The sequence below is a fragment of the Seonamhaeicola sp. MEBiC01930 genome (assembly GCF_045277075.1).
In the GTDB taxonomy this organism is placed as follows: domain Bacteria; phylum Bacteroidota; class Bacteroidia; order Flavobacteriales; family Flavobacteriaceae; genus Seonamhaeicola.
Map to the genome: position 1 here is coordinate 3,228,640 of NZ_CP104270.1, position 16,816 is coordinate 3,245,455.

The 16,816-nt window shown below is 34.8% G+C and carries 10 protein-coding genes; all 10 read right to left on the reverse strand.

The genetic code is table 11. The features are described 5' to 3' along the window. Window positions 1–4: 4 nt before the first annotated feature. The 10 genes from N1F78_RS13935 to N1F78_RS13980 are packed head-to-tail and all read right to left on the reverse strand — an operon-like array spanning window position 5 to window position 16,814. The gene (locus N1F78_RS13935; RefSeq protein ID WP_406683778.1) at window positions 5–1,492 is read right to left on the reverse strand and encodes an arylsulfatase; all 1,488 of its coding nucleotides are present in this window, start codon (window positions 1,490–1,492) and stop codon (window positions 5–7) included. A gap of 3 nt (window positions 1,493–1,495) precedes the next feature. Further along, window positions 1,496–3,355: a beta-N-acetylhexosaminidase gene (locus tag N1F78_RS13940; protein ID WP_406683779.1), complete on the reverse strand. Its 1,860-nt coding sequence runs from the start codon at window positions 3,353–3,355 to the stop codon at window positions 1,496–1,498. 2 nt (window positions 3,356–3,357) lie between these two features. Then, entirely contained in the window at window positions 3,358–4,146 is a 789-nt protein-coding gene (locus N1F78_RS13945; protein ID WP_406683780.1) for an SGNH/GDSL hydrolase family protein, read from the reverse strand. Between the two features lie 16 nt (window positions 4,147–4,162). Next, a complete protein-coding gene (locus tag N1F78_RS13950) occupies window positions 4,163–5,635 on the reverse strand; it encodes a sulfatase-like hydrolase/transferase (RefSeq protein WP_406683781.1) in 1,473 nt (490 codons plus the stop codon). 10 nt (window positions 5,636–5,645) lie between these two features. Beyond that, entirely contained in the window at window positions 5,646–7,079 is a 1,434-nt protein-coding gene (locus N1F78_RS13955) for a glycoside hydrolase family 30 protein (RefSeq protein WP_406683782.1), read from the reverse strand. A gap of 5 nt (window positions 7,080–7,084) precedes the next feature. Further along, on the reverse strand, window positions 7,085–9,766 hold the full coding sequence (locus N1F78_RS13960; protein ID WP_406683783.1) for a glycoside hydrolase family 3 C-terminal domain-containing protein: 2,682 nt from the start codon (window positions 9,764–9,766) through the stop codon (window positions 7,085–7,087). Window positions 9,767–9,774: 8 nt separating this feature from the next. After that, window positions 9,775–11,319: an arylsulfatase gene (locus N1F78_RS13965; protein WP_406683784.1), complete on the reverse strand. Its 1,545-nt coding sequence runs from the start codon at window positions 11,317–11,319 to the stop codon at window positions 9,775–9,777. Continuing rightward, the gene (locus tag N1F78_RS13970; RefSeq protein ID WP_406683785.1) at window positions 11,319–12,707 is read right to left on the reverse strand and encodes a sulfatase; all 1,389 of its coding nucleotides are present in this window, start codon (window positions 12,705–12,707) and stop codon (window positions 11,319–11,321) included. Before N1F78_RS13970 ends, N1F78_RS13965 begins: the two co-directional genes overlap by 1 nt. A 6-nt stretch (window positions 12,708–12,713) precedes the next feature. Continuing rightward, on the reverse strand, window positions 12,714–15,041 hold the full coding sequence (locus N1F78_RS13975) for a glycosyl hydrolase family 95 catalytic domain-containing protein (RefSeq protein ID WP_406683786.1): 2,328 nt from the start codon (window positions 15,039–15,041) through the stop codon (window positions 12,714–12,716). A 6-nt stretch (window positions 15,042–15,047) separates the two neighbouring features. Beyond that, window positions 15,048–16,814 carry an arylsulfatase gene (locus tag N1F78_RS13980; protein ID WP_406683787.1) on the reverse strand — a complete coding sequence of 589 codons (1,767 nt, stop codon included), beginning with the start codon at window positions 16,812–16,814 and terminating at the stop codon, window positions 15,048–15,050. Window positions 16,815–16,816: the final 2 nt, after the last annotated feature.

Below are 16,816 nucleotides of genomic sequence, written 5' to 3' on the forward strand. Positions count from 1 at the left end.
TAGATTAATGAGCACCAGAGGTTTTAACAACACTTGGTTTGTAAATATCTATTGGAACATCATTTTGCTGATTATCTCCACAAGTAGTTCTACCATTTTCTACAATTTCCATTAATTCTTTAGTTAACTTTTTAACTACTTTGGGGTATTCTTTATAAACATTGGTAGTTTCTGCTTTATCGGCTATCATGTCGTATAATTGAATATCAGGTAAACCATCCTTTTTTGCAGCATTGTCCTTTGGATTTGACCAACCTCCAGATCCTGGTGTTAATTCTAACTTCCATTTTTTATTTCTGATAGAAAACTTTCCGTTTATAGAATGATGAACCACCAACTTGTAATCTGTTTTTGCCTTTTTATTCTTTAGCATTGGCAAAATACTATATGAGTCTACACCTTCATTATCTTGTAAATCAAGATTCATAATTTCTGCACAAGTAGCCATTAAATTGGTTTGACATATTAATTTGGCATTTTCTGAATTAGCTTCAATAACTCCGGGCCATCGTGCAATAAATGGAATTCTATGACCGCCTTCCCAAATATCAGATTTATAGCCGCGTAAATCTGCACTTGGATAATGCCCATATTCTTTTTCTAATTTAGCAGCTTTAGCTACATTGGCAGAACACCCATTATCACTGGTAAAAAACACTAGGGTATTATCTTCAATTCCGTTTTGCTTTAAAGCATCAAGAACGCGCCCTACAACATGATCTGTTTCCATTACAAAATCTGCATAAGGACTTATACCACTTTTACTTTGCCATTCTTTTGATGGTACCACAGGGCTATGAGGTGAATTTAAAGCCAAATACAGGAAAAAAGGCTTATCTTTTTTAGCCGCTTTTACAAGATAATCTTCTGCATGATCTCCTAAAAACTGAAGCATCTGTATTGGTGGCATTTTATCAATAACCTTATCATTTTTAATAACAGTTTGCATATCTCTAGAGTGATGAAACCCAACATAGGTATCAAAACCTCTGGTTATTGGACCGTTAGGGACTGTAGCACCAATAGGTGCTCCAATCATCTTTTTACCTTCATATAGTTGATAGGATTTTCCACTCTCATCTACATAATCAAATCCCAAATGCCATTTCCCAATAGCTGCCGTATTATAACCAGCTTTTTTTAATAATTTTGGTACCGTTAAAAGCGTATCTGCTATTAGAGGTTCTACTTCTGCTCCACCAGCTAAAACACCCTTCTGCAATCTAGACCTCCAATTATATCGTCCTGTTAATAGTGCATATCTTGATGGTGTACACACTGCCGAAGCCGAATGTGCATCGGTAAATGTCATACCTTCTTTTGCTAATCCATCTATTTTTGGTGTTAGAATTTTCCCTTTTTCAGGATTTAAAACTTGAACATCACCATAGCCTAAATCATCGCAAATTATGTAAACAATATTTGGTTTTTCTTGGGCTAATAAAAACCCTGAAAATAACATAAAACAAATGGCTATCTTTAAATTTTTCATATCCTATTTTAATCTTAATTCAGTAATTTGTCCTAGCAATTCTCCATCTTTATTAAACAATCCTGCTTTTAGTAAAGATTTCGGAACAGCTGTAAAGTTTCCTTCATACTTGGTTGCTTCCAAGGAAGGCTCACTTCCATCTAAAGTATAATAAATATCATATCCAACAGCCTCAGTTTCTAAATACACAATAGCTTTATTATGTAGTTGATCTATTCCAAAAGCTGGGTATACAGTAAACAAACTCTTTGCAAAATTGACACCTTCTTTTTCTAACCTTTTAAAATGTGTGAATTCCAATGCATCTTGAAAACGCTGCCAACTCTTTAATTTTGGATTGCTCCAAGAAACTTCGGCACTTGCCAAAGTTCTTGGGTATAACATGTACTCAAAATGTTCTCCCGTTGGAGTAAACTCTCCCCATAAACTAGCCTGATTACCTAAAACTCTTGAAGCTTCTTCTGGTGTTAATTCAGACGGAACAGGTTCGTGATTGTAAACCACTGATAATGGTAATACAGAATTAGGGCCTTCAGGCTCTATAAAGGTTGGACCTTGTACTCTACTTATATATGAATGCAAATACGATGTCATAATGGTTGGATAACCTTCTCGTGGCGCTTGAATTTCAGGTGTATATTTACCTCTACGCCATGCCATAATGGTAGCACCGGGAACTCCGTTACCACTTAAAACTTCGTCCCACCCAATCATGATTTTGTTTTGCTTTTCTACAATTTTATGAATACGCTGAATAAAGTAACTCTGTAACTCTTCATAATCTTTTAATCCATTTTCCTCCATGAGCTGCTTACACAGCTCGCTCTTTTTCCAATCCTTTTTGCTACACTCATCGCCTCCAATATGGATATATTTTGATGGGAATAAAGCCGCTATTTCTTCTATAACCCCTTCAATAAATTGGTATGTAAATTCACTAGCCGGACAAACCGTATTGTTTGGGGCTTTACCACCCACGGCAACTTCAAAATTCACACCTATAGTATCAATATCCGAACAAAACAACTCTGGGTACGAAGCTACCAAGGCTTTACTATGACCGGGAACATCTATCTCTGGAATAATTTCTACATTTCTAACACGAGCATATTCAATAATACTCTTGAGGTCCTCTTGTGTGTAAAAACCACCAACGGTTTTAGGCTCCTCAGCAGTCGCAGGTTTTCTGCTCCACCAATGAACACCTTCTCTATCGGCTCTCCAAGCTCCTTTTTCTGTTAATTTAGGGTACTTTTTAATTTCTATCCTCCAACCTTGGTCGTCTGTTAAATGAATATGAAATGTATTGATTTTATAAGCAGACAATACATCTATTTGCTTCATTAAAAATTCTTTACTATGAAAATGACGAGAAACATCTGCCAAAACACCTCTCCAACCAAATCTAGGGTTGTCATTAACAATCATACTTGGAATTTTAGTTTCTTTTGATTGTTCAACTGGAATTGCTTGTCTTAAGGTTTGAAACCCATTGAACATACCACCATAATCTTTTGCTTTTATAGTAATTTTCTTTGCGGATATTTCTAAAATATAGCCCTCAGGTTTTATTTCGGACGCTTTAGATTTTTGAAAAACAATATAATTTGAAGTTGATTTGGATTTTCCTTTTTTAGCGGTAAAATTAAAGCCAGTATCATTAGCTAATTTGGTGGTTACAATCCCTTTTAAATCTTCATAATACTTTGAAGGGATAAAAACCTGAGTTTCATTATTTAAATGAAAGGCACCCTCTTTTATTTCTATAGATTCTGGTTGTGGTATAAATGACACCTTATTTTGTTGAGCTGGAACAAATAAGGTTATTAAAAAAATGCCTAATAATACGATTGCTCTCTTCATTCTCATAGATTTTCAGCAATTATTTTTGCTACATGTTTACCTTGTTTCTGCTTACCTAAAGCATTGTAGTGTACATCTCCGGGTTTAATATGCCATTCATCTGCATTGGGTTTGGTAAAACCATACAAATCATTTATTTGAATTGATGGGTACTTGGCTAAAACCTCTAATGCCTCCTTGTTGTATGTTTTGCTATCTCCGGCAAAACGTCCTTTAACATCACCTTCTGGAACCGCTGTTGTTGTTGCAAAAATTAATTTTGCTTTTGGGTATTCCTTTATTAAATATTTACAAATATTGTGCAGGTTTTCTTTGTACTTCTCAGTACTATTTACTTGCCTTCCATTTACCTTATCTAGCTTACCATGTTTTATATATTTTAAATCATGTAAACCCACATTAAAATGAATCACATCCCAATCAAAATCCCAACCGCCTTCTAAATGAGGTTGAAACATGGTTGTTCTCATTTTTTCCATAAACGGAATCATCTTATTACTTGACTGTCCGTTTTTATGAAACCTGAATACATTGGCCTTTCCAGAAAGCTCCTTCCTTACCGTAGGCGTATAACCGATAGAAATTGAATCGCCATAAATAAATACGTTCGGTAATTTTTTATTAGGGTGAACATATTTAAACGCTTCCCCTTTATTGGCTAAGTTACTCCAAACTTTTCTTGCGATTTCTTCGTTGTAACGCTTTCTAAACAACCCTGTTGACCCGCAAGAAACAGCTCCTATATAAATAGATGTAGCACCAACGTATTTTAAAAATTTTCGTCTTTCCAATGTTATCTTTATTGAATTATTTTGTCATTAACTGTTTTAAAAATACTTCCTCGGTTGCTAGCTTCATCATATTGGTTTTTCTATTGCCTTTAGGTCCGCCACAGCAGTTTAATTCCTCTGCAGGTATATTGTATAAACTATCTATAGTTTTATTGTATTTGGGCTGCGCGTCTTTATTTGGAAGCTCTCTAACTATTTTTTCAAACTTTTGTATTATAAGTTTTATGCCTTCTTCATTAATTAAATTGTTAGATTCATATGGGTCCTTTTCCAAATCAAACACTCTTACAATTTGCTTTAATGTATCTGTATATACTTTATATTGTTCATCTCTTAATACGCGGTCTCTAAACGTAAACCAGTTCTCCATTCTATCGTCATCACTTAATTTAGCTCTAAGTCCACCCATCGACAAAATCCAATCTCTTTTTGTTTCATTGGTTTTTCCTTGCAATACTGCTGCAAAGGAATATCCACTAGAATCTGTCTTGTTTTCAACCCCTGCTAAGGCTAATAACGTTGGATAAATATCAGTAAAATCAATAAGTGCATTAGTCTCAAAATGTTGCTTATCTGGTGTAATTACCAAAAAAGGCGCATTAATACCATTTTCTGTTAAATATGATTTACCTCCTCGAACATAAACCGAATCTCGTTTTCCAATAATTCCTGGCGATGTTCCATTATCTGTGGTAAAAATTAAAAAGGTATTATCATCAATATTTAAATCTTTTAGGGATTTCACAATTTTACCAATAATAAAATCGGTATAACGCACCATTGCTTTGTGCTTTTGGTATTTGGTTTTTACATCTGGCTCGTGGGGCGTATTTACAAAAGGTGAATGCGTTAAAACCATTGGATAATATACGCACATAGGTTCGTCTTTATGTTCTTCCATAAAGTCAATGATGAAGTTGGAGAAAATATCTGGTCCAAATTCACCTTGATATGTTTTACTCCCTGCTTTGGTAAAAATATACGGGTCCCAATACCGTTTTCCGCTTGGTTTATTTCCAGATTCGTAACCTGTCCACATGCAATAGTCTTCAAACCCAGCTTTTTCCATGGCATCAGGTTCTATTCTAAAATCATTGATTTGCCATTTTCCCGCAACACAAGTTGAATAACCTTCATTTTGTAAAGCCTTTGCAAAACTTGAGTTTTTATTGGTATCGAAATTTACACCATGCCCCCACCTTGGTACATCATAATGATTTATCCATCCGTTAACAAATGGGTATTGCCCCGTTAGTAAAGCCACACGACTTGGCGTACATTGTGGCATGGAATAAGCATTATTAAAAGTTATACCATTTTCTGCCAACTTATTAATGTTTGGTGTTTCTATTTCTTCAGCACCATAAGTTTCCACCCATTCTTTACCCAAATCATCTACAAGAATGAAAATAAAATTAGGCCTTTTAGCCGTATCTATTTGATTACATCCTAAAAGAATAAATGATATGAGAATTAGAATCTTTTGCACCCTTATATTTTTAAATTTGAACCGTTAGTGTATTGAACGACTTAGCATCTACAGCGGCCTTAATTACTTTTTCTCCAACAGTAATGTTAAGCTCCTTTTCCTCATCTGTGTCATTATAGGTTAGCAAAACGATGTTCTTATCGGCTGCGTTATAAAAAGCAATGGTTGTTTTTTCATCACCACTAGCCGCTAATTTTACAGAACCTGGTTTTACATAAGCACTTAAATGTTTCATTAAATAAAACTCTGGATTGTAAACAATTTTCTTTGTATTACTATCTATTGAAATCATAGAGTTTTGTTTCCAGCCCCACTGACTTTTTCCTGTTTCATCCAGCACCATATTCCAATACATGTATGAATTGGCACCATTTTCAAAATAATGTTTCATTAAATTAAAAGTGTATTCGGCTGCTTTCCAATCGTTAGAGCCATCACCACATTCTGTTTCTGTTTGCATTAATTTCATTTCTGGGTAGGTAGCATGTACTGCTTCTATAGCGCCTTTTCCTGCCCATTGAAAACCAACTCCTGTTATATACTCTTTTGCATTCTTATATTCTAAAACACCTTGCACCCGTTCTAATTGAGGGCGCTCAACAGTTCCTAACCAAATTGGTGTTTCTAAACCATCTGCTTTAAATTTTGGTCCCAAATAATCTGCGATTAAAATTCCTAAATCTTCAGGTTTCCATACACAAGATGGAAAGTTTTGAGCAGAATTAGGCTCGTTTTGTACATGCACAGCAGCAATATCAATACCTGCTTCTTTGTATGCTTTTATAAACTTTGAAAAGTACAGGGCATAGGCCTCAAAGTACTTAGGTTCTGTTATAAAACGTGACACCAACTCTTCTGTAGAACTCCATTCTTCTGGTAAGTCATTAAACTTAGGATTTGATTTACAGGCATAATGCTTACTATGTTTCATCCATGATGGCGGACACCAAGGTGATGCCCAAACTTCTACTTCTGGATTTATTTTTTTAGCTTCTTTTATGTATGGGATTAAACGTTGTTTATCCCTATCTATTGAAAAGTTTTCCATAGCAAAATCACCATCCGTTTCATTATGGCTATACCAATCAACAGCATAATCGTTTGCTCCAATTGGCATTCTACAAATATTGAATTTACAGCCATTTTCAGCATCAAATAAGTCATTAAGAATTTGTTGTTTTTCTTCTGGTGTTACCATACCTAAAGCATCCCAACCTAATTCATTAAAACAACCTCCAAAACCATCTACAGTTTGTTGCGTTTTAGTAATATCTAAACTAATATTGATTTTTGATAAATCTACTCCAGTTTTTCCTGAATATGTTTTGGTTTCCCAAAGTTTATCGTTTGTAGAACTTACCCACTCTACTTCAATTTTTGGTTCTGGTTTACACGAAAAACAAACTGCTAAAACTAAAACAATTGCTAATTTTAATATTTTCATAATTACTATTTTACGTTTAATATATCTCTTAAGCGAATATCTTTTGACGAAGCGCCTATCATTATTCTAAAATCTCCAGATTCAACAACGGTGTTTAAATCTTTATCTAACATTGATAATTGTTCTGGGCCTAAATCAAAAGTTATTTGTTTTTCCTCTCCTTTTTTTAACGAAATACGTTGAAATCCTTTTAACTCTTTTATTGGTCTTGATACTGAGGCTAACTCATCTCTTATATACAGTTGTACCACTTCATCTCCATCAAATTCACCTGTATTTTTCACAGTACAAGACACCTGAATGGTTTCTGTATTTGCAATATTATTTGAGCTGAATTTTAAATTTGAATATTCAAATTGAGTATAACTTAAACCATAACCAAACGGAAACAAAGGTTGCCCCGTTAAATTGTGATAATTATCACCTCTACCGGTTGGTTTGTTGTTATAATACAGCGGACATTGAGCTGCATTAACAGGAAAAGTAATAGGTAACCTACCTGCTGGATTTTCGTCTCCAAACAATATATCAGCTAATCCATTACCACCATTTTCTCCTGGATACCAAGCCATAAGAATAGCATCTACTGTAGATTTCCAATTTGCCATAGTAATGGCACTACCGCCAACTAAAACTACTACTGTTGGCTTACCTGTTTTAGCCACCGCTTGAATTAGGGCTTCTTGATTTTTTGGAAGGTCTAATAGTGCTCTATCTTGAAATTCTCCTTCGTGAATTCCTGCTACCACAACAGCCACATCACTTTGTTTGGCTTGAGCGACTGCTTCAGAAATTTGTTTATCTATATTATTTTCAACACCATAATCCCAAACCATTTTAAATTTTGCATTTCCTGCAGATTCAAAATACTCAACTTTTATATCGTATGTTTTGCCTGCTTGAAACCTGAATGGTTTTACAATAGTATTAAACGATTGTTTTTGCCAATTATCAATAAATAATTTCCCATCTAAATACAACCTATAACCATCATTACCTTCTATCCCAATATTAACTGTTCCAGTTTTTGGTGCTTTTAATTTCCCTGTCCATCGTGCCGAAAACCAATCGTATGGTAAATCTTTATGAGGTGAAAATAAAGTCCATCCAAATTGTATTTTCTTATCAACACGTTCTACTTTTGGTGTTCCCCTTAATTTAATATTATCAAAATATTCGGCTTGTAAACCCTCGGTTTCTTTTCCATCCTTTGTATTTGATAAATAGTCTGAATCTACAACATTATGCGAATGTTCTTTAAACGAAACGCCTTTGGCATAATTTACATTTGAAGCACCTATTTTAGTTACAATACCTTCAAACATGGATACTTTATTGTTTCCAGGACCACTATAACCTCCTAAACGTGCTGCTTTTGCATCATAACCTATTAAAGCTACTTTTGATGATTTGTGTAATGGTAATAATTCATTGTTGTTTTGTAATAACACCATTGATTTAGAAGCTGCCGTTCTTGCTAAATCTCTGTGTGTTTTATGTCCGTTCCATTTTTCTGCATCTTGAACATCTACATAAGGATTTTCAAATAATCCTAATTCGAATTTTGCTTTTAAAATGCGACTTACGGCTTCATCAATGGCTTTTTCATCTACCATTCCTTTTTCGTAAGCTTCCCAAAATAACGGTTTGTGATTGTAATTGGTTTGAAACATCACATCTAAGCCCGCTTCAACAGCGTCTTCGGTAGATTCGGCATAATTGGCTGCTGTAAAATGCAACACATTAGCGCCTCCTGTTGCTCCTGCATCAGAAATTACAAAACCATCAAATCCCCATTCTTCTTTTAACTTGGTTCGTAATAACCATTCATTAGATGTACATGGACTGCCATCTACAGAGTTATAAGATGTCATTACAGATCGCGCGCCTACTTTTTGGAATACAGTTTTAAATGCTGGAAAATAAATTTCTTCCAACAAACGCTCGTTAAAACTAATTGGGTAACTATCTCTACCACCAGCACCAACATTGGCTACAAAGTGTTTTGGTGTGGTAATGACATCTTCTTTTTCAAATTCGTTTATAAAAGCAGATGCGATAACGGTGGTTAAATACGGGTCTTCTCCATAAGTTTCCTCAACACGTCCCCAGCGTACATCACGGGCAATATTTAAAACAGGTGATAAGATTTGACGAATACCTCGTGTTTTTGTCTCTTTTGTTATGGATTTAGCAACGTTGGCAACTAAAGTAGAATCCCAAGTGGCAGCCAAAGCAATTGCTTGCGGGTATGCAGTTGCGCCATCACGAGCTAGACCGTGCAAAGCTTCATTAAATGGAATGATTGGAATACCTAAACGCGATTCTTCTATAAAATACTTTTGAATTTCATTGATTTCCTTGGCCATTTGAGCAGCGGTCCCCGTAGAACCATAGTCCATAATTTGTTCTGCGGCATTGTCATTTTTTCCTTTTGAAGAAATTTGAAATCCGAAAATACCATGTTTCAATTTATCTTTCCCAATACTTAAATCACCAGGAATCATGAACATTTGCCAAAATTTTTCTTCTAAGGTCATTCTGCTCATTAAATCATCTACGCGGTCTTCTACAGATGCATCAGGATTCTTATATGTTGGGTTATCGTCATTTGATGACTTTTCAGAACAAGCATAAATACAAATTCCTAAAAATGCAATCGCTACTATTTTACTTAGGTTTCTCAAACTACTATCTATTTAATATTTTCTAATTGTTTCCATTCGCCATAAGTATCATTCAATTGTTTTTCTCCAACAGTACTTCTTCCATCATCAATTATTTTTAACAAATCTTCTCTATATGCGTCTATAATTCCTGGATATTTTGCTTGTAAATTATTTGTCTCGGCTACATCATTTTTAATATTATAAAGCTGAACATTAGGCAATGAATCGTATATAGATTTCTTGGTATTAATGTTTGGATAACTCCAACCACCAGAACCTTTACAGAAGTTTACTTTCCAATCGCCACTTCTATAGGCAAATTCACCTCTTACAGAATGGTGTATAATGCTTTTACGTTTAGGCGCATCAGAATTTGTTAAGTGACTGAAACTATCCTCAGCTACATTATCATCAAAATCAACACCCAAAACATCAGCAACTGTAGCAAAAAAGTCTGTTGTACAAACCAACTGTTCTGACTTATCTGGTTGAATATTATTTTTCCAAGTCATGATGTAAGGCACACGATGACCTCCTTCAAAAATATCGGCTTTTGTACCTATAAATTCATAATTAGGATAATGTCCTTTTGATTTTAATTGTTTAATATTTGCAGTTGGTGAACACCCATTATCACTTGTAAAAACAATTAAGGTATTCTCTGAAACCCCTTTGATTTCTAGTGCTTTAGTAACTTCACCTACAACCCAATCTACCATTAAAACAAAATCGCCATAAGGATTATCTAAGCCGCTTTTTCCTTGAAATTCTTTGGTTGGAAGAATTGGTGTGTGTGGTGCTGGCAAAGGCATATACACAAAAAAAGGTTTATCGTTACTTGCATTTTCATTAATATAATTAACTGTACGTTTTGCTATCTCTGGTAAGGTCTGTTCATGTGAGAAATCATCGGCCGTTAAACCTTCACGCCATGTGCCTTGCCTGCTTTTACCCTTAGTTATTTTTATTGGCACATCTGTTGGCGTATCATTTTCTACCCAAACGTAAGGCGGCATATCTAAAGACCCGCAAAAACCAAAACTATAATCAAACCCATGTGTGTTTGGTCCATTTTTTATCGGTTTTGTAAAATCAACTTCTGGTCTTGCTCTTAGATTATCAATATCTAAGTTTGATGAATCTGGTTGTGTAATCTCCCAATCCCAGCCCAGGTGCCATTTTCCGATAAAAGCGGTATTGTAACCATTATTTTTTAACAAGTCTGCAACTGTAGTTCTATTCGGTTTTATCAACGATTTAGAATACCCGCTTACAACACCACTTTTTAATCGTGTACGCCAATTGTAACGTCCCGTTAAAATACTATAACGGGTTGGAGTACAAACTGCTGAACTTGTATGCGCATCTGTAAACAGAATACCATCTGAAGCTAAAGCATCTATGTAAGGGGTTTTTATTTTTGAGTTTTCGTTATAAGCAGACACATCGCCATACCCTAAATCATCAGCCAAAATATAAATGATATTAGGTTTTATTGTTTCTTCTTTTGTTTGACACGAAAAGAACACAACACTAAATACAGCTATTTGCAGAATTGTTTTTATTGGCATTATTTTTTTAATAGATGTTCTTGATTTCTTTTGTTTTTCTGTAATTCGGCGTCAAATTCATCCATCATTTTTTTTAGCTTTTTAACGATTTTTGGATGTTCTGATGCTAGATTATTTTCCTCTGAAATATCTTCTTTTAAATTGAATAATTGCACATCATCTTTTTTGGTAACTCTTAGTTTCCAATCACCCTGTCTTACCGCTTGTAAAGTTGATTCTTTGTAATAATAAAACCCCTCTTTTTTATGTGGTGATTTACAATTTTTTCCAGATAGTAGCTTCCAAATATTCTTTCCATCAATTTCTTTTTCTGGTAAATCACTTTCAGTTAAGTAGGCTATAGTTGGTAAAAAATCAATGGTAGACGCTACTTTATCAGTAACCGTTCCAGCTTTAATTTTATTAGGCCATTTAGCAATCATTGGTACACGCATGCCTCCTTCGTAGGTTAAAAACTTACCACCTCTCAATGGTAATGCACTTCCTCCTTTATCACCTTTAGAAGTCCAAGGTCCATTATCTGAAGTGAAAATTACTAATGTATTTTCATCAATATTTAGGCTTTCCAGTGTTTTTAAAATCTCGCCAACACCCCAATCTATTTCTTCTATAACATCACCATACAAACCTCTTGCACTTTTTCCTTTAAAGTTTTCAGAAGCATATAAAGGCACATGCGGCATGGTGTGTGCTAGGTATAAAAAGAATGGTTCTTCTTTATGCTCTGTGATGAAGTTTACAGCTTGTTCGGTGTAACGTTTAGAAAGTGTCGTTTGGTCAACAGGATATTCAACAATTTCATCTTGCTTAAATAAAGGCACTCTGCTTTTTCTCCATTTTTTTTGACGTAAACTGTCTATTGTCATTCCTTCTCTGTATACAATATTCTCTGAAACCTTTGCTTTTGGATTTACAGACATATCATTGCTGAATGGAATTCCGTAATAAGAATCAAATCCTTGATTTGTAGGCAAATATTGTGCTTCATCACCAAGATGCCATTTACCAATACAAGCCGTTGCATAGTTCTTGGTCTTCAACATATCAGCTATAGTTACCTCTTCACTAGACAAACCACCTGCAATATTAGGCCACAATACTTTTGGAACGCCTATACGTTGAGGATAGGCACCAGTTAATAAGCCTGCTCTTGAAGGTGAACAAATTGATGATGCAGAATAAAAATCTGTAAATTTTATGCCTTCGGAAGCCATTTTATCTAGGTTTGGCGTTTTAATTAGTGGAGAACCAAAAACACCCACATCTTGATACCCTTGATCATCTGTAAAAATGATAATAATGTTAGGCTTTGATGTTTTGCTTTGTGCTTTAATTGAAGTATTCCAACTAAAAACAGAAAGTATTGCAATAACTAATAATTTTTTCATGCTTTATTATTTTGAGTTTAAGTTACCATCAAATTTATAGGTTTCTCCTTTTGATGTGTTAAACTCTATATGCTTATCTCTATAACTTAATGTGCATTTTCCACCTACTTTTGATAATACCTCTACATTTACCAATACTGAGTCCTTCCAACTGAAGCTTAATTCAAAACCTCCCCTAGCGCAAACTCCAGAAATATTTCCCTCCGACAACATTGATGGTAATGCTGGTAATAATTCTATTTTTTCTAGTTGACTTTGAATTAGCATTTCTACCATACCAGAAGCCCCTCCAAAATTTCCATCAATTTGAAATGGTGGATGTGCATCAAATAAATTGGGGTATGAACCACCTCCAACTTTACCATTAGGTCGCTCTGCAGGACTTAATAATTTATGAACTAATTTATAAGCATGGTCCCCATCTCTAAACCGTGACCAGAAATTAATTTTCCAAGCTAAACTCCAACCTGTGCCATTATCCCCTCTAAAATTTAGAGACTGTTTTGCAGCTTCCATCAATTCTGGGGTGTCCTCATAATTAATTTCATTCCATGGATGAACTGCCCATAAATGTGATACATGCCTGTGATGATTTTCTGGATCATCTTTATCTTCTAACCACTCTTGCAATTGCCCATGCTTTCCAATTTGATTTGGCGCAATTTGAGGAATCAATGCTTTCAGATTTATCGCAAATTCTTCATCTTCTCCTAAAATATCAGCTGCCTCAATGGTAATATTAAACAACGCTCTTATTATTTGATGATCCATGGTTGGACCTGCAACTAAACCACCTATTTCTGGTGAATTTGATGGCGAACTAATTAAATAGCCTGTATTTGGGTCTTTATATAGAAGCTGCGAATAAAACAATGCTGCGTCTCTAATTAAAGGATATCTTTCTTTTAAAAAGTCTTTGTTTTGAGTAAACAAATAGTGTTCCCAAATATGTGTAGATAACCAACCCGCTGCACCTAACCAAATACCATGATGTGATGCATTAACTGGTGCTGCTCCTCGCCAAATATCAACATTATGGTGTGCAATCCAACCTTCTGCATTGTAATGTTCTTTAGCAACATTACTTCCTGTTTTTGAAAGATCCTCTATAAAATCGAACAATGGCTCATGACATTCACTTAAATTGGTCATTTCTACTGCCCAATAATTCATTTCCAAATTAATATTGGTGGTGTAACTACTAAACCAAGGCGGTTTTATTTTATCGTTCCAAATCCCTTGAAGATTAGCTGGCTTTGTTCCAGGGCGACTTGAAGCGATAGTTAAATAACGTGCGTATTGAATATAAAGAGCCAAAAGTTGTGGGTCATCTGGATTTATACCAAAATCTTGAATTCTTTGATTGGTTGTATTCTTAGATTTGCCGTTATCTCCAAAATCGATATTGAATCTGCTAAATAAGGATTGATAATCTTTTATATGGGCTTCTTTGATATTGTCAAAGCTTTTATTTTCAATATCCTTTAATGAATTTGAAACTAACACTTCTGGTTTACCGGAAACATCTTTAAAATCTATATAGTTTGTTGCTGCAGATAAATATAAAGTTGCTTCTGATGCTTCAGACACTTTTAACTTTCCATCTAAAGTTTCAACTTTGCCATTTGTCTCAACCTTAATAGTGGCCACACCCCAAAGAACACCATCTTTAACTTTTACAACAATGGTTTGGGAATCGTTATCTGTTTTTAGGCTTATATCTTCATGAAGTGCATCTAAAAACAACTCAAAACTTAAGGCTTTTGACTGACTAGCAGAAAGATTGACAACAATTACATCATCTGGATGACTTGAAAACGTTTCTCTCTTATAAGCAATTTCTCCAACTTTATAAGACACCTCACTAACCGCTCTGTCTAAACTTAATATTCTAGAATAATTGGTATAGTTTTCATGATTTGCAAAATCAATATAAATATCTGCAAAAGGCTGATAGTGAATTTGCTTTAAGGGCTGGCTCATGAATTCGTCTTGTGCTAATTTATGGGCTTCCTTACTTTTTCCTTCTGTTAGTAATTGCCTTATTTGAGGTAAAAACTTGTTAGCTCCTTTATGTGCATAATCATGTGGTTGCCCTCGCCAAAGCGTTTCTTCGTTAAATTGAATACGCTCTTGAGAAACACCACCAAAAATCATGGCTCCTAAACTTCCGTTTCCAATTGGCAAAGCCTCAGTCCATTTTTCAGCAGCTTGATTATAACTTAATTTAAAGCTATCTATCGGCTCTTGCTCTTTTGGTTTAGTACAAAAACTAAATGCCAAACAACAAATGAAAATTACTGGTTTTATGACGCTATTTTTTACGAATCTCATGTAATTTTATCCTTTAATTTCGATGTAAAATGGATATGTAAATTTTAATTCTCCCTTTTTCATCAAATATGTTTTAGGCATTATACTTACAGTGCCTTTTTTTAATTCAATATTTTTAAAACTGAAGCTAGTTTGTCCGTTCGCCTCAATGCTGAATGTTATACTTTGTTCTCCTAAAACCAATTCTAACTTACCTTCTGTGTTTATTGCACCATCAAAGTGAACTATGATATCAAATGTTTTTGTTTCATTTACCAAAACATCCCAATAAATGAATTCCTTTTTCACCCCATCTTTCTTTAAGAAATGGGCGTCATTTTGATTTAGCATTACTGGATTTTCATGTACTGTTCCAATAATTGGTTTTGGCGACTCTAAAATGTGTTCTGAGCTTTCCATATTCTCCAACCAACGATCCATTTCAGTTTTTAATTCAGCTACTAATTTTCCATTGCCTTCTGAAATATCGTTTCTCTCATAAGGGTCATTAGTCAAATCGAAAAGTTGAAATTTATCATTCCCTTCTTCATCTTTACCAACTCCAACCAATTTCATGTTTTCTTTTCTTGTAGACACATTCCTATATCTAACTGGTGCTGTTCTTGCCCAATAACGGCTAATATAGCGCTGCGATAAGGTATCTGTTTCTCTAGTTAGCAATGGTAACAAACTTTGTCCTTCAATAGATAATTCTTCTGGCATTTTTGCTCCTGTAAATTCAACCAGAGTTGGTAAAATATCATAATGCGCCGCTGTAGTTTTAATATCTCTTGAATCTTTAAAGGCCTTTGGGTAATACCAAAAACTTGGTACTCTTACACCACCCTGAAATACCGAACCCTTTCTACCGCGCATGCCTGCAATATATCTTGGGTGCTGTGGGCCATTGTCTGTCATAAAAATGACTAAGGTGTTTTCATCAATACCTAAATCTTGAAGCTTGTTGAATAACAACCTTAAGTTATCGTCAATATTGGTAACCATTCCATAGACTTTTCTTGAGTTCTTTCTACTGTGATCAGTTACGTTTGGATAAGGCACCCCTTCATCTATTAACCCTTTGTCGATATCTACATCCTTGTACATATCGTAATATTTTTGTGGTAATTGTAACGGGCCATGAGGTGCATTGTAGGACAAATACAAGAAGAAAGGATCTTCTTTATGTTCTTCCACATAATTCATTGCTGCTTCTGTAAATACATCAGTACAATACCCTTTGGTTTGTAATTGCTTACCATTTTTCCAAAGTATGGGGTTGAAATAACTGCTATCTCTTTTTAATGTATTTGGCCAATCGCCATATTGACCGATTCCACCAGACAAATGGTTTAGAGTGTATTCAAAACCTTGGTCTTGTGGGCGCATTGGGTAGTTATCTCCCAAATGCCATTTACCTATCATACCTGTTTTATACCCAGACTCTTGTAGAATTTCTGCAATGGTAACCTCTGAAGTGGCCATCATTGCTCCTCCTCTATACGTATCATGAACACCTGTACTCATACAGTATTTCCCAGTCATAATAGAAGACCGCGTAGGTGCACATACTGGATTAACTAAAAAATCATCAAAACGAACACTTCTTTTTGCTAAACTGTCTAATACAGGAGTTTTTATATGTGGATTTCCGTAGTAGCCTAAATCACCAAAACCTTGATCGTCTGTAATAATTAAAATGACGTTTGGCTTTGAAACTTCCTCAGTTTTTTTGACTTCAGAACAGCTACCTAAAACCAAGAATACAACCGCTATGTAAATAAAATGTTTCATTT